15 protein-coding genes are annotated in these 19,950 nt (G+C 69.2%); 12 read left to right on the top strand and 3 right to left on the bottom strand.

Annotated elements, in window-relative coordinates; translation table 11 throughout:
* Positions 1-2: 2 nt before the first annotated feature.
* On the bottom strand, positions 3-1,199 hold the full coding sequence (locus tag A5782_RS24770; RefSeq protein ID WP_067104981.1) for a cytochrome P450: 1,197 nt from the start codon (positions 1,197-1,199) through the stop codon (positions 3-5).
* Between the two features lie 194 nt (positions 1,200-1,393).
* Between A5782_RS24770 and A5782_RS24765 the strand changes: the two genes are divergently transcribed.
* The 5 genes from A5782_RS24765 (at position 1,394) to A5782_RS24745 (ending at position 9,085) form a co-directional block, all read left to right on the top strand.
* The gene (locus A5782_RS24765) at positions 1,394-2,854 is read left to right on the top strand and encodes an aldehyde dehydrogenase family protein (RefSeq protein WP_067105059.1); all 1,461 of its coding nucleotides are present in this window, start codon (positions 1,394-1,396) and stop codon (positions 2,852-2,854) included.
* On the top strand, positions 2,851-5,154 hold the full coding sequence (locus A5782_RS24760) for a CaiB/BaiF CoA-transferase family protein (RefSeq protein WP_067104979.1): 2,304 nt from the start codon (positions 2,851-2,853) through the stop codon (positions 5,152-5,154). The genes A5782_RS24765 and A5782_RS24760 overlap by 4 nt, the downstream gene beginning before the upstream one ends.
* A 72-nt stretch (positions 5,155-5,226) precedes the next feature.
* Complete coding sequence (locus tag A5782_RS24755; RefSeq protein ID WP_067104977.1) at positions 5,227-6,135, top strand: alpha/beta fold hydrolase; 909 nt, start codon at positions 5,227-5,229, stop codon at positions 6,133-6,135.
* A gap of 29 nt (positions 6,136-6,164) precedes the next feature.
* Positions 6,165-7,580 carry an acyl-CoA synthetase gene (locus A5782_RS24750; protein WP_067104975.1) on the top strand — a complete coding sequence of 472 codons (1,416 nt, stop codon included), beginning with the start codon at positions 6,165-6,167 and terminating at the stop codon, positions 7,578-7,580.
* A gap of 209 nt (positions 7,581-7,789) precedes the next feature.
* Positions 7,790-9,085 (top strand): MFS transporter, encoded by a 1,296-nt coding sequence (locus A5782_RS24745; protein ID WP_067105058.1) that lies wholly within the window; start codon positions 7,790-7,792, stop codon positions 9,083-9,085.
* A 9-nt stretch (positions 9,086-9,094) separates the two neighbouring features.
* Here A5782_RS24745 and dapD read toward each other — a convergent pair whose 3' ends face one another.
* Positions 9,095-10,048, bottom strand: coding sequence for a 2,3,4,5-tetrahydropyridine-2,6-dicarboxylate N-succinyltransferase (dapD, locus tag A5782_RS24740; RefSeq protein ID WP_156624104.1), 954 nt, complete (start codon positions 10,046-10,048; stop codon positions 9,095-9,097).
* A 292-nt stretch (positions 10,049-10,340) separates the two neighbouring features.
* On the opposite strand from dapD, the gene A5782_RS24735 reads away from it, so the two are divergent.
* From A5782_RS24735 to dapE, 3 genes are all read left to right on the top strand, one after another.
* Complete coding sequence (locus A5782_RS24735) at positions 10,341-11,153, top strand: PE domain-containing protein (RefSeq protein ID WP_067104966.1); 813 nt, start codon at positions 10,341-10,343, stop codon at positions 11,151-11,153.
* A 36-nt stretch (positions 11,154-11,189) separates the two neighbouring features.
* Entirely contained in the window at positions 11,190-12,350 is a 1,161-nt protein-coding gene (locus tag A5782_RS24730) for a PPE family protein (RefSeq protein WP_067104965.1), read from the top strand.
* A 213-nt stretch (positions 12,351-12,563) separates the two neighbouring features.
* On the top strand, positions 12,564-13,628 hold the full coding sequence (gene dapE, locus A5782_RS24725; protein ID WP_067105056.1) for a succinyl-diaminopimelate desuccinylase: 1,065 nt from the start codon (positions 12,564-12,566) through the stop codon (positions 13,626-13,628).
* On the opposite strand, the gene A5782_RS24720 is transcribed toward dapE, so the two are convergent.
* Positions 13,625-15,751 (bottom strand): AAA family ATPase, encoded by a 2,127-nt coding sequence (locus A5782_RS24720; RefSeq protein WP_067104964.1) that lies wholly within the window; start codon positions 15,749-15,751, stop codon positions 13,625-13,627. The two genes, dapE and A5782_RS24720, sit on opposite strands and share 4 nt — an antisense overlap.
* An 88-nt stretch (positions 15,752-15,839) precedes the next feature.
* Between A5782_RS24720 and A5782_RS24715 the strand changes: the two genes are divergently transcribed.
* From A5782_RS24715 to A5782_RS24700, 4 genes are all read left to right on the top strand, one after another.
* Positions 15,840-16,403, top strand: a complete 564-nt coding sequence (locus A5782_RS24715; protein ID WP_067104956.1) for a TIGR00730 family Rossman fold protein — start codon at positions 15,840-15,842, stop codon at positions 16,401-16,403.
* A 70-nt stretch (positions 16,404-16,473) separates the two neighbouring features.
* Positions 16,474-18,252: a long-chain-acyl-CoA synthetase FadD6 gene (gene fadD6 / locus A5782_RS24710; RefSeq protein WP_067104954.1), complete on the top strand. Its 1,779-nt coding sequence runs from the start codon at positions 16,474-16,476 to the stop codon at positions 18,250-18,252.
* Positions 18,253-18,383: 131 nt separating this feature from the next.
* Positions 18,384-19,340, top strand: coding sequence for a dihydropteroate synthase (gene folP / locus A5782_RS24705; RefSeq protein ID WP_156624102.1), 957 nt, complete (start codon positions 18,384-18,386; stop codon positions 19,338-19,340).
* Positions 19,337-19,950 (top strand): glycosyltransferase (locus tag A5782_RS24700; RefSeq protein ID WP_231986780.1); only part of this gene is annotated, 614 nt, incomplete at its 3' end. The genes folP and A5782_RS24700, both read left to right, overlap by 4 nt.

Genomic DNA, 19,950 nt, shown 5'->3' with positions numbered 1-19,950 from the left:
ACTCAGACCCCCATCCGCACCGGCATGCGCTTCACCCCGGGCACCATGGTGGCCCGCATCCTGTCGACGTCGCCCACCAGCTCCATGCTGGGGAAGCGGCGCAACAGCTCATCGAAGAGCACCGTCGCCTCCAGGCGCGCCAATTGCGCACCTACGCAGGAATGTTCGCCGCAGCCGAAGGCGATGTGCGGATTCGGGTGCCGCGTCACGTTGAACTCCTCGGAGTCGGGACCGAACACGTCCTCGTCCCGGTTGGCCGACCCGTAGAGCATCACCACCACCTCGCCGGCCCGGATCCGCTGACCGCGGATCTCGACGTCGGCGGTCGCGGTGCGGGCCATGTGCACCACGGGACTGTTCCACCGCAACATCTCCTCGACGGCGAGCGGGATGCGGGCGGGATCCTCGACGAGCAGGCGGCACTGGTCGGGATGCGCGATCAACGCGCACGTTCCCAGCGCGATGAGGTTGCGGGTGGTTTCGTTGCCGGCCACCAGCAGCAGGAAGGCGAAGTTGAGCAGGTCGTCATCGGTGAGTCGGTGTTCGTCGATCTCGGCCTCGGCCAGGACCGACAACAAGTCGTCGCGCGGTTGCACGCGGCGTGCGGCGATCAGCTTCTGGAAGTACTCGAACAGCTGGCCCATCGCCACCACCGAGTCGAGTTCGATTTCGGGGTCGGCGTTCCCGGTGGCCGCATCCGACCAGGCACGGAACTGTTCCCAGTCGTCGGGCGGGGCGCCGATCAGTTCGGCGATCATCCGGGTGGGCAGCGGCGCGGCGATCTCCTCGGCGAACTCGTGCACCGAGCCGGGTTCGATGCCGTCGAGAATTCCGCCCACAATCTCGCGGATTTTCGGCTCGAGCACGGCCACCCGCCGCTTGGTGAAGCCCGCGTTGATCAGCTGGCGCAACTGCCGGTGCCGGGGCGGGTCGCTGAAGATCAGGTTGCCCTCCTGCACGGGGCTCGGCATCGCCGGATCAGGAATCGTGATGCCCTTCGTCGACGAGAACAGTGCCGGGTTGCCCGAGACGAAGCGGATGTCCTCGTACTTCAACAACGCCCAGAAATTGGTGACGTCGTTCCAGCACACCGGCGCCGTCGCGCGCAGCTCCCGGTAGGCGGGATAGGGGTCGCCCGCGTAGAAGTCGGGGGAGTGCAGCGGGAAGCTCGGCGAGCGCAGCGGCGGATGGATCTGCACGGCTAGCCCCTCTCGCAGGACGCCCGATCCGACAGATTCGTGCAATCTGTCTTGCGGACTGTGTCTACTCCGTGCCGTCGTGTGCTGTCAATATGACACCAAAATATTGGAACACCATGGTATTCACTCAATTAGTGATTGACGAGGGACGCACAGAGGTGTACACCAAGTGATCAGATGACCGAAGGATGCACATGGCCGATTCACCCGCCCTTGTCCAGGCGTATCAGCTCTACATCGACGGAAACTGGGTCGAGCCGCAGGATGGCCGCTACGACGACGTGTCCCCCTCCACCGAGGCCGTCATCGCCACCGCGCCCGACGCCAGCGTGGCCCAGGTTGCCGAGGCGATCGCGGCCGCGCGGCGCGCCTTCGACACCGGACCGTGGGGCACGATGACCGCCGAGCAGCGCGCCGGGTGCTTGAACCAGCTGGGCGAGGCGCTGACCAAGCACGCCGACGACTTCTTCGCGCTGTCCCAGGCGGAGTGGGGGTGCATCGCCAACGAGCGCATCATGCAGATCGACGGCGCCGGGTTCATGTCCATGCATGCCGCCCAGCTCGCCACCCAGCTGGTCGACCAGGAGGTCACGGGCATCAGCGCGGGAACCACGTTGCTGCGGCATGCGCCGCTGGGGGTCGTATCGGTGCTGACGCCGTGGAACTTCCCGCACTGCCTCAACGTCATGAAGCTGAATCATGCTCTGGCCGCGGGAAATACCGTCGTGCTCAAGCCCTCTCCGTTGACACCGTTGGCAGGGCTGGCGTTGGCGCGGCTCATCGACGAGCACACCGAAATCCCGCCCGGGGTCGTCAACGTCGTCACGCCCTCGGGTGTCGAGGCGGCCAAGTTGCTGACCACCGATCCGCGCATCGACATGGTGAGCTTCACCGGCAGCTCGGTGGTCGGCCGCCAGGTCATGTCCGCCGCCGGGGACACGATGAAGCGGATCCTGCTCGAGCTGGGCGGCAAGTCGGCCAGCATCGTCCTCGACGACGCGCAAGTCACCGACGACATGCTGCGGCAGATGCTCTTCGAATCCTGTTCACTGCACGCCGGACAGGCTTGCATCCTGCACAGCCGGCTGCTGCTGCCCGATTCGCTGCACGACGACGTCGTGGATCGGCTCGCCACCTTGGCCCGCGAGGTCAAGGTCGGCGACCCGACCGATCCCGAGGTGCAGATGGGTCCGCTGATCAGTGCGGCGCAACGAGACCGGGTCCAGGCGCACGTCGCCGGCGCGCGCAGCGACGGGGCGAAGTTGGTGACCGGTGGCGGCCGGCCGGCCGGTTTGGACGTCGGGTTCTACTTCGAGCCGACGATCCTGTCCGGCGTGGAGCCGAATTCGACTATCGCGCAAGAGGAAGTGTTCGGACCGGTGTTGACGGTACTGCGCTACCGCGACGACGACGACGCGGTCACCATCGCGAACAACTCGCAATACGGGCTGTCCGGTGCGGTGTGGGGTGGGGATGTGGACCGCGCCGTCGGTGTTGCCCGGCGGATCCGTACCGGTCAGATCGCGGTCAACGGCATCAGCCCGGGTGGCGCGCCGTTCGGCGGCTTCAAGCTCAGCGGCCTGGGCCGTGAGGGCGGTGGAATCGGCGGGTTGCACCAGTACATGGAACCGATGGCCATCGGGGTTCCCGCGTGACGGGACCCCTTACGGGGCTGCACGTCGTCGAAATCGCAAGCGAGATCTCCGGTCCCTACGCGGCGAAGCTTCTGGTCGACCTGGGCGCCGAGGTCATCAAGATCGAGCCGCCGACCGGAGATCCGCTGCGGCGCTGGGGGCCGTTCCCCTCCGGTGTCGTCGACCCGGATCGTTGCGGTCTGTTCGAGTACCTCAACGCCAGCAAAGACGGTGCCACACTTGATCTCTCGGACGCACGCGACCGGGCGATCGCGCGCGAGCTCATCACGAAGGCACACCTGCTGGTGGAGGATTTCGCACCCGCAACGCTGCAGGGATGGGGTCTCGGGCTCGATGACCTGCAGCGGATCAACCCAAACCTGGTGCTGCTACGCATCTCTGCGTTCGGTCGGTGCGGTCCGTGGCGTCATCGACAGACCACGCCGCTGACGATGCAGGCGGCATCGGGCTGGATCAGCTCCCGGGATCCGCAGCGCCCGCCGGTTCAAGTCGGCGCCCGGATCGCCGAGTACGTCGCGGGTGCCTACGGTGCGCTGGGCGCGCTCACCGCCCTGCGGTCGCGGGTTGCCGGCCGGGTCACGGAAGTGGATGTCTCGCAGCTGGAATCGTTGCTGTCGACGTTGCCCTATCCGATGTTGATGGCCCAGCGGATGCGACGGCTCGGCTTGCCGGCCAATCTGCGATCGGCTCCCATGCTGGGTGTCGTCCCGGCCGCCGACGGCTGGGTGGGCATCAACTGCCTCACGGGTCAGCACTGGCTCGACGTCTGCGCGATGCTCGGCCTGCCCGAGTTCGGCGAGCATCAGATCGCGATCATGATGGGCGGGCCGGAGCGCGACGACTTCTTCGCCAAGGCCGAGCCCGTGCTGGCCGGCCAGACCGTCGCCGAAATCGTGGAACTCGCTCAGGCTCTGCGCATTCCGGCCGCGCCGGTCAACGACGGCGCCACGGTGCTCGATTGTCCGCAATACGCCACGCGAGGGTTCTTTCACTCGGCCGGCGGCCCCGGATGGTCGTTTCGGCGTCCCGGACCGGCCTTCCGGTTCTCGAAAACACCTGTGGCACAACATACCCCGTCTCCCGCCCGGGGAACGCGAACCGCGCGGTGGGCCAGTGACGGCAAATCGCTTGCGCATTCGGCAGGGCCGCTGCCGTTCACCGGTCTGCGGGTGCTGGACTTGACCACGTTTTGGGCCGGGGCGTATCTGACCTGCTACCTCGGGGCGTTCGGCGCCGACATCGTCAAGGTCGAGTCGATCCAGCGGCCCGACGGGCACCGCTATTCGGGAGCCTTCGCCTATGAGGGCGACGACTGGTATGAGCGCAGCCCCATCTGGCAGGGCACCAACCTCAACAAGCGCGACCTCACTCTCGACCTGACTTCGCGGCCCGGCCTCGGCATCGCCCGGCGGCTGGCCGCGCAAGCCGACGTGGTGGTGGAGAACTTCTCGCCGCGGGTGGTCGAGCAGTTCGGTCTGGATTACGACTCCTTGGTAGCGCTGAAGCCCGACGTGATCGTGGTGCGGATGCCCGGATACGGCCTGCACGGGCCATGGCGTGACTATGTCGGCTGGGCGCTGAACTTCGAGCAGACGTCGGGCATGTCGGCGGCCACCGGATACGCCGACGGCCCGCCGTGCAACCCGCAGGGCCCCGCCGATCCGATCGTCGGTGTGCATGCCGGGATCGCGCTGCTGGCCGCGCTCGAGCACCGGCACCGCACCGGTGCCGGCCAACTCATCGAGATAGCCCAGATCGAGGTCGCCGCCGCGGTGACCGCCGAACCGGTAATCGAGTACTCGATGAACGGTGTGGTGCGCCCGCGCGAGGGCAACCGCCGGCGCGGGTACCTGCAAGGCGTCTACCCGACTTCCGAGGAGGAGCACTGGGTGGCGCTGTCCGTGCCCGATCAGCCGATCGACCATGACGTGTTCGACGAGCTCGTCACCGCCTGGACCCGCACACAGACCGCCGCGGCGGTCGTCGAAACCCTTCAGGCGCAGGGGATCGCGGCGGAGCGGGTGATCACCGGGGACCAGATGTATGACCCCGCATTCATCGGAGCCCAGCTCGACGCGCGCGGATACTACGAGGAACTCGAACACCGGATCACCGGACCGCATCGTTATCCCGGCTGGCCTTTTCGCATCACGCCCGGGCCGCAGCGCCACCACCGCACCGTCCCGCCGACCCTCGGCCAGCACAACGACGAGATCCTGCGCGAGCTGGGCCTGTCCCTGGCCGAGGTCGCGAGTCTGCGGACCGAGCGGGTCATCGGTGAGCGGGTCCTCAACGCATAGTCGCCGGCGGCGGGGGCGAGAAGCGCCTGGCCCGGCCTTTGGTAACCGCGCCTGACATGCCAAGCTCTGGACATGGTCATCGAGATCGCCCGCCCCAAACTCGAAGGAAACGTCGCCGTCGGCGAGGACCGCCAGATCGGCTTCGCCGAATTCGGTGATCCGCAGGGTCGGGCGGTCTTCTGGCTGCACGGTACCCCCGGCGCCCGCCGCCAGATTCCCACCGAAGCCCGCCTCTACGCCGAGAACAACAAGATCCGGCTGATCGGGCTGGACCGGCCGGGGATCGGCTCGTCGACGCCGCATCGGTACGAGAACATCAGGGCGTTCGCCGACGACCTGCGGAACATCGCGGACACGCTCGGCATCGGCAAAATGGCCGTCATCGGCCTGTCCGGAGGCGGTCCGTACGCGCTCGCGTCCGCGGCGGTGCTGTCCGATCGTGTCGTCGCCGCCGGCGTGCTCGGCGGCGTCGCGCCATTCCTCGGCGACGAGGGGATCACCAGCGGTCTGATGAACCTGGGCAAGCGGATGGCGCCGCTGCTGCGGCTGGGCGGTGACCCACTGCGGATCGGCGCGAGCCTGGTGGTCCGGGCCATCCGTCCGGTCGCGAACACCGCGCTGTACCTGTACGCCGCGGTATCGCCCGAAGCCGATCGGCGCCTGCTCACCCGGCCCGAGTTCGGGGCCATGTTCCTCGACGACCTGCTCAACGGCAGCCGCAAGCAGCTGGCTGCGCCCTTCAACGACATCATTCTGTTCACCCAGGACTGGGGATTCCGGCTCGACGAGGTCAAGGTTCCGGTCCGCTGGTGGCACGGCGACAGTGACCACATCGTGCCGTTCGCGCACGGCGAGCACGTGGTGTCCCTGCTGCCCGACTGCGAGCTGGTCGTGCTGCCCGGCGAAAGTCACCTCGCCGGGCTGGGCCGCGGCGAGGAGATCCTGTCCACCCTGATGAAGATCTGGGACGAGCGAAACTGACGTTTTCCGGCGGCGGGTAGCCTGCTGACGTGCTGCTGACGTCGCTGGATCCCTCGGCCCTCACCGCCACCGATATCGCCGACGCGGTGCGCATCGACGGCACCGTGCTCAGCCGCAGCGACCTGGTCGGTGCCGCCACCTCGGTGGCCGAACGGGTGGGCGGCGCGGGCCGCGTTGCGATCCTGGCCGCGCCGACCGCCGCGACGGTGCTGGCCGTCACCGGGTGCCTGATCGCCGGGGTGCCCTTCGTCCCGGTGCCCTCCGACGTCGGCGCGGCCGAGCGCCGCCACATGCTCACCGACTCCGGCGCGCAAGCCTGGCTCGGACCGGTGCCGGACGAGCCCGAAGGGCTGCCGCACATTCCGGTGCGGTTGCATGCCCGCTCCTGGCACCGCTATGCCGAGCCGTCGCCCGACGCGACCGCGATGATCATCTACACCTCGGGCACCACCGGGCTGCCCAAGGGCGTGGTGCTGAGCCGGCGGGCGATCGCGGCCGACCTCGATGCCCTCGCGCAAGCCTGGCAGTGGAGCGCCGACGACGTCTTGGTGCACGGCTTGCCGCTCTTTCACGTGCACGGCCTGGTGCTGGGCCTGCTCGGCTCTTTGCGGATCGGGAATCGCTTCATCCACACCGGAAAACCGACGCCGCAGGGCTACGCGCAGGCCGGTACCGACTTCGGGGGCACGCTGTTTTTCGGGGTGCCCACGGTGTGGTCGCGAGTGGTGGCCGACGAGACGGCCGCCCGTGCGCTGCGCCCGGCGCGGCTACTGGTCTCCGGAAGCGCGCCGCTGCCGGTGCCGGTGTTCGACCGACTGGACGGACTCACCGGACATCAGCCCATCGAACGCTACGGCGCCTCGGAATCCCTGATCACCCTGTCCACGCGGGCCGACGGCGAGCGCCGTCCGGGGTGGGTGGGCCTGCCGCTCACCGGTGTGCAGACCCGGGTGCTCGACGACGACGGCGGCCTGGTGCCGCACGACGGGGAGACCGTGGGAAAGCTGCACGTGCGTGGGCCGATGATGTTCGACGGCTATTTGAACCGGCCGGAAGCCACCGCTGACGCCTTCGACGCCGACGGCTGGTATCGCACCGGCGATGTCGCGGTGATCGACGCCGACGGGATGCACCGCATCGTCGGACGCGAGTCCGTCGACCTGATCAAGTCCGGCGGATACCGCGTCGGCGCCGGAGAGATCGAAACGGTGCTACTCGGACATCCGGGCGTCCAAGAGGCGGCGGTCGTCGGGATGCCCGATGCCGACCTCGGCCAGCGCATCGTCGCGTTCGTCGTCGGATCGGCCGCCGGCGACGAATTGATCGACTATGTCGCCCAAGAGCTTTCGGTGCACAAGCGGCCCCGTGAGGTGCGCATCGTGGACGCCCTGCCGCGCAACGCCATGGGCAAGGTCCTCAAAAAGCAGCTGTTGACCGACGGCTGAGCCGCCGCTCAACACGGTAAGCACCCGGTCAGCCGGGCGCCGAGACACGCAGCAACTTGCCAGCTTCAGCGCCGAGCGTGGCCGCGAACCTTCACCTACCGTCGTAACCGTGTATCGAAGCAGCCCGACAGTGAGCGGCCAACGTGGGTGAGCCCGCTCGGTCCGTCGGCACCGTCGCCGTGACCCCGGCTCCTGCCGCGCCGACCCCGATGCGACGAATTGCGCTCGCGTGTCTGGTGGGCTCGGCCATCGAGTTCTACGACTTCCTGATCTACGGGACGGCGGCAGCACTGGTGTTTCCCACGGTGTTCTTCCCGCACCTGGGCCCGACGGTGGCCACCATCGCCTCGATGGCGACGTTCGCGACGGCGTTCCTGTCTCGCCCGCTGGGGGCGGCGGTCTTCGGATACTTCGGGGACCGGCTGGGCCGCAAAAAGACGCTGGTCGCCACGCTGCTGATCATGGGCGCCTCGACCGTGAGCGTGGGCCTGGTCCCCAACACGGCGTCGATCGGGATGGCCGCGCCGTTGATCCTTATCGTCCTGCGGTTGCTACAAGGGTTCGCCGTGGGCGGCGAATGGGCGGGGTCCGTCCTGCTGAGCGCCGAATACGCCCCCGACGGCAAACGTGGCTGGTACGGCATGTTCACCTCGCTGGGCGGCGGGACGGCGGGGATTCTGGCCAGCCTGACCTTCCTCGCCGTCAGCCTCACCATGGGCGAGAGCAGCCCCGCGTTCATGGAATGGGGATGGCGGGTGCCGTTTCTGATCAGCAGCGGACTGATCGCCATCGCCCTCTATGTGCGGCTGAACATCGACGAGACCCCGCTGTTCGTGGAGGAGAAGGCCCGCAACCTGGTGCCCAAAGCGCCGCTGGCCGAGCTGGTGCGGTTGCAGCGGCGGGAGATCGTGCTGGTCGCGGGCTGTTTCCTGGGCGGCATGGGGTTCGTCTACCTGGGCAACACATTCCTCGTCATGTACGCCCACTCCCATTTGGGCTATTCGCGCAGCTTCATCTGGGGCGTCGGCGCGCTGGCCGGGCTTACGAGTATCGCGTTCGTCTCGTTCGGGGCATGGCTGTCCGATCGAGTCGGGCGTCGCCGAGTGATGCTGTGCGGGCTGGCCGCATGTCTGCCCTGGTCGTTCGTGGTCATCCCGTTGATGGATACCGGCAACCCCGTCATGTACGCCGTCGCAGTCCTCGGCATGTTCGCCTGCGCGGCGGTGGCCAACGGCCCCACCGGGGCCTTCGTTCCCGAATTGTTCGCCACGCGCTACCGGTACAGCGGCGCCGCGGTGGCGATGAATCTGGCCGGGATCCTCGGCGCCGCCGTGCCGCCGCTGCTGGCGGGCACCTTGCTGGCGACCTACGGCAGCTGGGCGATCGGGCTCATGATGTCGACCCTTGTCGTCGCCAGTTTCGTGTCCGTCTACCTGCTGCCCGAAACCAGGGGAACCGCGCTTCGCGCCGCCCCGGCCGCCGAGAAGGTCCCCATCGACTCATAGGTGCACGCCTCAGTTGGCGTGCAGATCCTGGTTGAGGGCGATGCCCTGACCGCCGTGGGCCACCACTTCGACCGCCCCGCTCACCGAATTGCGGCGGAACAACAGGTTGTTGCCACCGGACAGCTCGAGGGCCTTCATCGTCTTGCCTTCGGGAGTAATGACTTTGGTGCCCGCGGTGACATAGAGGCCCGCTTCGACGACGCAGTCGTCGCCCAGTGAGATGCCCAGGCCCGCGTTGGCGCCGAGCAGGCAGCGCTTGCCGATCGAAATGACCTCCGTGCCACCGCCGGACAGCGTGCCCATGATCGAGGCTCCACCGCCGATATCGGAGCCGTCGTCCACCACCACGCCGGCGGAGATGCGTCCCTCCACCATCGAGGCCCCCAGGGTGCCGGCGTTGTAGTTGACGAAGCCCTCATGCATCACCGTCGTGCCCGCGGCCAGGTGCGCGCCGAGACGTACCCGGTCGGCGTCGGCGATGCGCACCCCGGTCGGCAGGACGTAGTCGACCATCCGCGGGAACTTGTCGACGCCGTAGACCGTCACCGGTCCGTGGCGGCGCAGCCGGGCCCGGACCGCCTCGAATCCTTCGACGGCGCACGGTCCGCGATTAGTCCAGACCACGTTGGTCAACACCCCGAATAAGCCGCCGGCGTTCAGTCCGTGCGGCGCCACCAGCCGGTGCGAGAGCAGATGCAATCGCAGGTAGGCGTCGTAGGCGTCGGCGGCCACGTCGTCCAGCGAGCCGATGACCGTGCGCACGGCAACGGTCTCGGTGCCGCGGTCGTCGTCCCGGCCGATCAGCGCGGTCAGTTCGGGGGGGATGTCGGACAGCGCCAGCCGCGACGTCGCGCTGGTGCCGGATTCGGTCAGTTCCGGTGCGGGAAACCACGTGTCGAGGATCGATCCGTCAGCGGCCAGCGTTGCCAGCCCGATACCTGCAGCTCCAGTCACGGCGGTCAGGTTACTTCGTGGGCTGGGCTCGGATCCGCCCGCCCTGCTGGGGACCGGAAACCGGCAGGCCGTCTGATGTTCAAAGACCCACGCGGGCAACGCAATTCGTCTTGCCGGGCGCGTTTAGCGCATTCGTGGTGTTCGGCAGGATGCCGGGTGACCGGTCCTAGCAGGTCAGCGGCGTGAATTTCGCCGATTCGGGTACGTAGCTTCCGGGGGTCCGCAGGTCCTTTCCGGCCTTGTCGCGGGGTTTGTTGTCACCGGTCCGTAGCGGCCGCTTGATTGCCGGAGGAGAAAAAACATGTCCTTTGTCACCACACGGCCCGAGGCGCTGCTGGCCGCGGCGCGCACACTCGAAGGGCTCGGCACTTCTATGGCCGCCCAGGATGCCGCCGCCGCAGCGCCCACGACGAGCATCGCTCCCGCGGCCGCCGATGAGGTCTCCGCGCTGCAGGCCGCGCAATTCTCGGCCTACGGCGCGTGGTATCAGCAGGTCAGCGCACAGGCGAAGGCGATTCATCAAACACTGGTGAGCAACTTGGACAGCAACGCCGGTTCGTATGGCACGACGGAAGCGGCCAACCAGGTGACCACCAGCGCCGCGGCGTTGCCCGCAGCGGCACCGCTGGCCGCGGCTGACCCACCGCCCGGGGACGCCGCCCTCGGCACCTCCATCGAGTGGGGTCAGAACGTCGGCTCGGCCGCGTCCGACTTCATCACCTTGGGCGAGGGGCAATTCGCTCCCGTCCCCGGCGCGGCCGGGATCCCGAATTTGACGGGTGACGTCGGTGCGGCAACCGTGGCGAGCGCGCCCGCCCCGGCCGCGCCCGCGGCCGTGGGTGGGGCACCGATGCTGGCCAGCATGGGCCGGGGGCCCTCGGTCGGCGCATTGTCGGTGCCACCCAGTTGGGCGGCAAGCGGTGTGCCCGTGGTGAATCCCGCTCCGGCACAGCTGGTCGGCGCGGGCTTCACCAGCGCCGCGCCCCAGACCGCATCGGTGAGCACCATTCCGGGGGGCGTGCCCTCAATGGCCACCACCGGACGCGGCGGCTACGGGCTTGGCGCCCCGCGCTATGGCGTCAAGCCGACCGTGATGCCCAGGCCCGCCATCTAATACCCCGAACAGCCGCCAGAGAACAGGAGCGAGGCAATGACTTTCGACTTCGGAGCACTTCCGCCAGAGATCAACTCCATCCGCATGTACACCGGAGCAGGCGCCGGGCCGATGATGGCCGCGGCGGCGGCATTCAGCAGCCTGGCCGACGAACTGAGTACCACCGCATCGGGCAGCCAGTCGGCCATCTCGAATCTGACCGGCGAGGAGTGGATGGGTCCCTCCTCGGTCGCGATGGCCACCGCCGTCGAGCCGTATGTGCTGTGGATGCACACCACCGCCGGGCAGCTGCAACAGGCCGCGGCCCAGGCCATGGCGTCGGCCGCCGCCTATGAGGCGGCCTTCGCGATGACGGTGCCGCCGCCGCTGATCGCGGCCAACCGGGCCCAGCTCGCGGCCCTGGTGGCCACCAACGTCCTGGGCCAGAACACCGCGGCCATCGCGGCCACCGAGGCGCAGTACGGCGAGATGTGGGCCCAGGACGCCGCGGCGATGTACGGCTACGCCGCGGCGTCCGCCGCCGCGGCCCGGCTGAGCCCGTTGACGTCACCGGCGCCTACCAACAGCCCGGGCGGGTCGGGCGTGCAGACGGCGGCCACGGCTGCGCAGACGAGCGGGCTCCGCGGAGTTGTCTCCAACGTGCCCAACGCCGTGCAGTCGTTCGCCGCACCGGCCGCCGCGCCGGCCGCATTGCCGGGCGCGGGCGCGGCGGGGAGCGCATTGGACAGCGTGCTCGGCGACCCCGTGGTGTCCAACGTCGGTAATGCCGGTTTCGACGTGGTGTCGTGGAATGTGTTCAACACCATCGTGTCCAACATCCTCTATAACCACACCCTCGACACGGCGGCTTCCGCCGGCCTGGCCGGCGATTTGGGCAGCGGGGTCAGCTCCGGCGCCCTGGTGAGCGCCGCGGCCCCGGTCAGCGCCGCGGGCGTCGGTGCCGCACCGGTACTGGCGAGCATGGGCTCGGCGTCCCCGGTCGGCGGATTGTCAACGCCCGCCGCGTGGTCGGCGGCCACACCCCGGGTCCCCACCACGACCGTCGCGGGCACGGGGTGGACCGCCCCCGCCGAAGACGCGCACACCACGTGGGCGTCCGGCATGCCGGCCGTCGCCTCGGCGGGGCGGGGCGGTTACGGCATGGGACCGCGTTACGGCGTCAAGCCCAAGGTGATGCCCACGCGGTTGCTCGTCTAGCCCAAGCTGTGCCCCGCGCGGCTCACCTTGATCGGTGAGCGCGGGCCAGATGGTGGCGACCCGCTGCACCCGGCTCCGCCGCGCTGGCGATCGCGGGTCAGATGGTGGCGACCCGCTGCGCCCGGCTCCGCCGCGCTGGCGATCGCGGGCCAGATGGTGGCGACCCGCTGCGCCCGGCTCCGCCGCGCTGGCGATCGCCACTACCCTGAGATCGTGCTGGACTTACGCGGGGATCCGATCGCGCTCACCGCGGCGCTGGTGGACATCCCCAGCGAATCGCGGGACGAAGCGCGGCTGGCCGACGAGGTCGAGGCCGCGCTGCGGGCTCAGACGTCGGGGTTCGAGATCATTCGCCACGGGAACGCCGTGCTGGCACGCACACACCACCAGCGGCCGTCGCGGGTACTGCTGGCCGGGCACCTGGACACCGTGCCCGTGGCCGGAAACCTGCCCAGTCGCCGCGACGGCGGCGACCTGTACGGCTGCGGCACGGCGGACATGAAATCCGGGGACGCGGTCTTTCTGCATCTCGCTGCCACCGTGGCCGCTCCGGTGCACGATCTCACGCTGGTGATGTACGACTGCGAGGAGATCGACGCCGCGGCAAACGGCTTGGGCCGCATCGAGCGCGAGCTGTCGGACTGGCTGTCCGCCGACGTGGCCATTTTGGGCGAGCCCACCGGCGGCTACATCGAAGCCGGCTGCCAGGGCACCCTGCGTGTGGTGGTCAGCGCCACCGGGACGCGTGCCCATTCGGCGCGATCTTGGTTGGGAGACAACGCGATTCACAAACTCGGTGCCGTGCTGGAGCGGCTGGCCGCGTACCGGGCGCGCAGCGTGGATATCGACGGCTGCGTCTACCGTGAGGGGTTGTCGGCCGTGCGCATCGACGGCGGTGTGGCGGGCAACGTCATTCCCGACGCGGCCGCGGTGACGGTCAACTTCCGTTTCGCCCCCGACCGGTCGCTGCCCGACGCCCTGCAACACGTGCACGACGTGCTCGCCGGACTCGACGTGCACATCGAACAGACCGACGCGGCGGCGGGCGCGTTACCCGGACTGTCCCAGCCCGCCGCCAAGGCCCTGGTCGAGGCGGCCGGCGGCAATGTCCGGGCCAAGTACGGCTGGACCGACGTGGCACGCTTCGCCGCCCTGGGCATACCGGCGGTCAACTTCGGACCCGGTGACCCCAATCTGGCGCACAAGCGCGACGAGCGGGTCGCGGTCGCCGACATCACCGCCGCCGTGGACGTGCTGCGCGGCTACCTGAGCGGCTAAGCCTTGCCGGCCCCGCACCGTTGCGCCTGCGCGGCGGCGTCGGCGGCGGCCGCGTGCATGCCGATCGACGTCAACTCGTCCGAAACCGTCCGCAGCGCCGCGTCATCGCCGGCGGCCAGTGCGCGGGCATGAGCCAGTGCGAGTCTGCCTGCGACGCAGTCGATCTCGTCACAGAGCCGGGTCAGGGGGTCCCCGGCCCGGATGTCGCCCAGCCGCACGGCCTCGTGCCAGACCCGCAGCGCCACGCCCCGCTGTCCGCCGCGTTCGGCCATCCGGGCGGCGTCGCGAGCGGCGGACACCGCGCCGTGCGTTTCACGCACCAAGGCCAGCCGCCATGCCCGCGCCACACCGAGCTCGGGCGCGAACAGTGCCGACTTGGTGCCGTGCCGGGATTCGGCCCTGCTCAACGCTTTTGCCGCGGCGGCGGTGTCACCCTGCTGGGCCAGCGCGGTGGCCAGCAGCGTCAGCGACAACGGCCCCCACGAGTAACCGGTGCGCTCCAGGGTGGCGGCCGCCGGGACCAATAATGCTGCTGCAGAGGCAAATTCGCCACCGGCCAGCAGCACATGCGCCAGCAGCACCTCGCCGATGGCGCGACCCGGCTGTTGCAGCTCGGCGAAGTCGGTGAACTGCTGAGCGAGCTCGCGGGCTTGGTCGGGCCGGCCGGCCATCAATAGCGCGGTGGTTTGGCCCAGTCCGATCGTGAAGCGCAGCAGCCCGGGATGTTCGGCGCCCAAGGCGCGCTGCGCCAGCGGCTCGACGTCATCGAATCGGCCCTGGCGCGCCGAGCACAATGCGGCAGCGCTGGCCGCCCAGGCCACCGCCTGGTCGTCGGCCGCCGGCGACGCGAGGACTTCGCCCGCGACCTTCACCGCGTGCCCGACGTTGCCCGCGTTCATCGCGAACGTTGCGCTCAGTGCGTCCAGGGTGGTCCGTGGGCCGGTATCGGTGACGCGACTACGCACGGTCCGCAGGAAGGCGGTGGCGCGCTCCGGTTCGCTCAACATCCAGAACTGGTTCGCCGCCCGCAGCAGAGCCCAGTCCATCAGTGCCGGTTCGGTCAACGCGGTGGAGTCGACGTCGGCCAGCACCGAGTCGGCCTCGCGGCCACGGCCCTGCCACGCCAGCGCGTGCGCCACGGCGAGCCGCGCCGCCAACCCGCCGGACCGCTGCAGCGCCGATCGGGCGAGCCGTTCACCCAGCCCCAAGTCGCCCAGCCGCAGCGCCTGCTGGGCGGCGGCGACGACGTCGGTAACCCGCGGGGGAGCGTCGCTGTCCAACGCCAGCGACACCAGCCGCAACCGGTCGCTGAGATGTTCGCACGGACGCTGCGACAGCAGCTTGACCAGGTCGGTGCGTCGTTGTCGGGCGTCGTCGGGATCGAGCGCGGCCCGCGTCCGCTCGGCGAACAGCGGGTGGGCCGTATAGACGACCGGGTCGTCGGAGGACCCGCCCCGCGACCGGGTCTCGGCCGCACCCCATTTCACGGCCTCGGCGACCGCGCCGTCGCCGGCGAGCGCGGCCAGATCGGCGACCGACAGCGGCTCGGCGACGGCGAGATACTCCAGCACCGTCCGCGCCACCGCGGGTAGCTCGGAAAGGAAGGTGTCAATCCCTCCCGGCGCGGTCGCACCGCCGGACGGGTCGATGTCGATCCGGGTGAGCAGGCCATCGCTCCACAGCGCCGCGATCGCCTCGGGCCGGGAGTCGGCGCGGGCGGTGACGATGAGCCGTCCCGCGCCGTCCCGCGCCAGCTGGTAGACCAGCGTGGCCGACAGCACGTCCAGGTGTTGGGCGTCGTCGACGACGAGCAGCAGGTCGTCACCGCCCAGCGATGCCCGGGCGGCCCGCAACAGGGCGGCCGGCTTGCCGATGTCGCCGATCTCCACCAGATGGCTGAACGCCCCGAACGGGACCGCGCGTTCGGTCGGGGTCCCGGTGACCCAGCGGATCAGCGTGTGGGGGTGCTGCTCGGCAAAACGCTCGGCGGCCGCCCGAGCCAGCGTGGATTTGCCGACGCCGTCGGGTCCCAACACCACCGCTCCCCGGGCGCCGTCGGCCAAAGCCGCCTCCAGCCGTTCTGAGGCCGTCGCATGTTGCGGGACGTTCCATCGAATCGGCACTGCCGAATTTTATGGTGCGCGAGGCGCGCGGCAGGGCGAAAGCCCCAGATATGACGGGCCGTAGGCGGTTGGTCTACCTTTGGCGGATATGCCCGGCGAACGCGATTCATCAGGCGAGTGGTCGGTGTGTGTGTACTGCGCATCCGGCCCACAGCATCCCGAATTACTCGGTGTCGCTGCAGAACTCGGCGAGGGGATCGCCGAGCGCGGCTGGACGCTGGTGTGGGGGGGTGGCCGGGTGTCGGCGATGGGCGCGGTGGCCGGCGCGGCGCGGGCCCGCGGGGGCCGCACCGTCGGCGTCATCCCCAAGATCCTGATGCGCAGCGAGATCGCCGACTCGGACGCCGACGAGCTGATCGTCAGCGACACCATGCATGAGCGCAAGCAGATCATGGAAGACCGCGCCGACGCGTTCATCGCGTTGCCGGGCGGCATCGGCACCCTCGACGAGTTGCTTGACGCATGGACGACGGGTTTCCTCGGGTTGCACGGCAAACCGATCGTGCTGCTGGACCCGCTGGGCCACTATGAAGGGCTGTGGACCTGGTTGTGCGGGCTGCTGGACAGCGGTTACGTCTCCCAGGTGGCGATGGACCGGCTGGTGCTGGTCGACAAGGTGAGTGCGGCGCTGGAAGCGTGCGCACCCGCCTGAGGCCGCCGGGTTTGCCGCCCTACTAGGCTGTCCGCCGAACTTGACTTTGGAAACGAATCGAGGGGATCACGTGTCCGATCGTGACGGGGGAGCGCGCACGGCGGTCAAACTGACCGATGTCGCATTTCGGGCTCCGGCCCTGCTGGCCGACCTGCCGGTGATCGTGCGCGGCGCGATGACCGGGTTGCTGGCCCAGCCGGGCTCCAAGAAATCGATCGGCACGGTGTTCCAGGACAGGGCCGCCCGCTATGGCGACCGGATCTTCTTGCGCTTCGGCGATCAGCAACTGACCTACCGCGACGCCAACGCCGCCGCCAATAGATACGCCGCCGTGCTGGCCGCGCGCGGCGTCGGCCAGGGCGACGTGGTGGCCATCATGCTGCGTAACTCGCCCAACACCGTGCTGGCCATGCTCGCCGCGGTCAAATGCGGCGCGGTCGCCGGCATGCTCAACTACCACCAGCGCGGCGAGGTGCTCGCGCACAGCCTCGGCCTGCTGGACGCCAAGGTGCTGATCGCCGAGGCCGATCTGGTCAGCGCGGTGGCCGAGTGCGGCGGCTCGGGCAGCACCGAGACCTTGACCGTCGAGGACCTGGAGCGGTTCGCGGTCAGCGCCCCGGCCACCAACCCCGCCACGGCATCGGCCGTGCATGCCAGGGATACCGCGTTCTACATCTTCACTTCGGGCACAACGGGATTCCCCAAGGCCAGTGTCATGACGCACCTGCGGTGGCTGAAGGCGCTCGCGGCGTTCGGTGGAATCGGGTTGCGGCTCAAGAGTTCCGACACCCTCTACTGCTGCCTGCCGCTGTACCACAACAACGCGCTGACGGTGGCGCTGTCGTCGGTGATCAATTCGGGGGCGACGCTGGCGCTGGGCAAGTCGTTCTCGGCGTCGAAGTTCTGGGACGAAGTGATCGCCAACGACGCCACGGCGTTCATCTACATCGGCGAGGTCTGCCGCTACCTGCTCAACCAGCCGGCCAAGCCGACCGACCGCGCACACAAGGTGCGGGTGATCGCCGGCAACGGCCTGCGCCCGGAGATCTGGGACGAGTTCACCAAGCGATTCGGCATCGCCCGCGTCTGCGAGTTCTACGCCTCCAGCGAAGGCAACGCCGCGTTCATCAACGTGTTCAACGTGCCCCGCTCCACCGGCGTCTTTCCTATGCCGCTGGCCTACGTCGAGTACGACCCCGACACCGGCGCCCCGCTGCGCGACGACAACGGGCGGGTGCGCCGCGTGCCGGCGGGGGAGCCGGGTTTGTTGCTCACCCCAGTCAATCGGCTGCAGCCCTTCGACGGCTACACCGACCAGGAGTCGAGCGAAAAGAAGTTGGTGCGCAACGCTTTTCGTGAGGGTGACTGCTGGTTCAACACCGGCGACGTGATGAGCCCGCAGGGGCTGGGCCACGCCGCGTTCGTCGACCGGCTCGGCGACACCTTCCGCTGGAAGGGCGAGAACGTGGCCACCACACAGGTCGAGGCGGCGCTGTCGTCCGACGACTCCGTCGAGGACTGCACGGTCTTCGGGGTCGAGGTTCCGCGCACCGGTGGCCGCGCCGGAATGGCCGCGGTCAAACTGCGCGGCGGCGCCGAATTCGACGGGCAATCGTTGTCCCGTGCCGTGTACGACCAGCTCCCCGCCTATGCACTGCCGCTGTTCGTGCGGGTGGTGGAGTCGATCGAGCAGACCACGACCTTCAAGAGCCGCAAGGTGGAGCTGCGTGAGCAGGCTTACGGCCCCGAGGTGAAGGACCCGCTGTATGTGCTGGCCGGGCGCGACGAGGGCTACGTGCCGTTCTACGACGAGTACCCCGCCGAGGTAGCCGAGGGCAAACGCCCGTAAGGCCAGTCGGCGTCGCTTCGCCGAGTGCGCGGCGGCCGCATGTTCGGCCTCAGGTGTGCGGCTGGCCGCGCACTCGCGTGCGCGAGGGTCCCCAAGCCGCGTGAGTGGCGGCGACCGGGCACCATATACGTGTGCAATCGACACCGCCGGCGTCAGCCGGCCGTTCGACACCGCCGGCGTCAGCCGGCCGTTCGACACCGCCGGCGTCAGCCGGCCGTTCGACGCTGTGCGGCCGCCCGGTCGCAGGCGATCGTGCGCTGATCATGGCGATCGTCAACCGCACCCCGGACTCGTTCTACGACAAGGGTGCGACCTTCAGCGACGAGGCTGCCAGGGCGGCGGTGCACCGGGCCGTCGCCGAGGGTGCCGATGTGATCGACGTCGGTGGCGTCAAGGCCGGCCCCGGGCAAGAGGTCGATGCCGACACCGAGATCGCCCGGCTGGTGCCGTTCATCGAGTGGCTGCGCGATACCTACCCAGACCAGCTGATCAGCGCCGATACCTGGCGCTCCGAGGTCGCCAAGGTGGCCTGTGCGGCCGGTGCGGACCTGATCAACGACACCTGGGGCGGCATCGATCCGGCGCTGCCGGAGGTGGCCGCGGAGTTCGGGGCGGGCCTGGTGTGTTCGCACACCGGCAACGCGCTGCCGCGCACTCGCCCGTTTCGGGTGAACTACGGAACCACCACGCACGCAGTGGTCGATGACGTCATCGCCCAGGTCACGACGGCCGCCCAGCGGGCGGTGGCGTGCGGGGTGGCGCGGGACCGGGTGCTGATCGATCCGACCCACGACTTCGGCAAGAACACCTTCCATGGGCTGCTGCTGTTGCGCCACGTGGACGATCTTGTTAATACCGGGTGGCCCGTGCTGATGGCTTTGAGTAACAAGGACTTCGTCGGGGAGACTCTGGGTGTGGAATTGACCGAGCGGCTCGAGGGAACGTTGGCGGCCACCGCGCTGGCGGCGGCCGCGGGTGCCCGGATGTTTCGCGTACACCAGGTCGCGGCCACCCGCCGGGTGCTGGAAATGGTGGCCTCGATCCAGGGAACCCGCCCGCCGACGCGCACGGTGAGGGGGTTGGCATGACGACATCGGACCTGGTCGCCGGCGATCTCGCCCACGACGGCATGCTCGCCGCCCGGCCCGGCGACACCTGGCTGGCCAACCGCAGCTGGAACCGGCCGAGCTGGACCATCGCCGAGTTGGAGGCGGCGAAGGCGGGGCGGACCATCTCGGTGGTGCTGCCGGCCCTCGACGAGGAAGAGACCGTCGAGTCGGTGATCGAGAGCATCTCACCGCTGGTCGACGGCTTGGTCGATGAGCTGATCGTGCTGGACTCCGGCTCCACCGACGACACCGAGATTCGGGCCGTCGCCGCAGGCGCCCGCGTCGTCAGCCGCGAGCAGGCGTTGCCCGAGGTGCCGATCCGGCCCGGCAAAGGCGAGGCGTTGTGGCGCTCGCTGGCCGCCACTTGCGGCGACATCGTGGTGTTCGTCGACTCCGACCTGATCAACCCGCACCCGATGTTCGTGCCGTGGCTGGTAGGCCCGCTGCTCACCGGCGACGGCGTTCACCTGGTCAAGAGCTTCTACCGGCGGCCTCTCAATGTCGGTGACGCGGGGGCCGGCGGCCACGAACTGGGTCAAACCGACCCCGGAGTCGGGGAGCCCGCAGCGCGACAGCAGGGTGGCGATGA

The sequence above is a fragment of the Mycobacterium sp. 852002-40037_SCH5390672 genome (genome assembly GCF_001665875.1).
Classification (GTDB): domain Bacteria; phylum Actinomycetota; class Actinomycetes; order Mycobacteriales; family Mycobacteriaceae; genus Mycobacterium.
Note: the sequence above shows the minus strand (reverse complement) of the source record. Positions and strands in the feature narration are given on the sequence as shown.

Coding starts and splice junctions, on each gene's coding strand:
- A5782_RS24765 (WP_067105059.1), top strand. CDS start 1,394: ATGGCCGATTCACCCGCCCTTGTCCAGGCGTATCAGCTCTACATCGAC.
- A5782_RS24755 (WP_067104977.1), top strand. CDS start 5,227: ATGGTCATCGAGATCGCCCGCCCCAAACTCGAAGGAAACGTCGCCGTC.
- A5782_RS24745 (WP_067105058.1), top strand. CDS start 7,790: ATGCGACGAATTGCGCTCGCGTGTCTGGTGGGCTCGGCCATCGAGTTC.
- A5782_RS24735 (WP_067104966.1), top strand. CDS start 10,341: ATGTCCTTTGTCACCACACGGCCCGAGGCGCTGCTGGCCGCGGCGCGC.
- A5782_RS24730 (WP_067104965.1), top strand. CDS start 11,190: ATGACTTTCGACTTCGGAGCACTTCCGCCAGAGATCAACTCCATCCGC.
- A5782_RS24715 (WP_067104956.1), top strand. CDS start 15,840: ATGCCCGGCGAACGCGATTCATCAGGCGAGTGGTCGGTGTGTGTGTAC.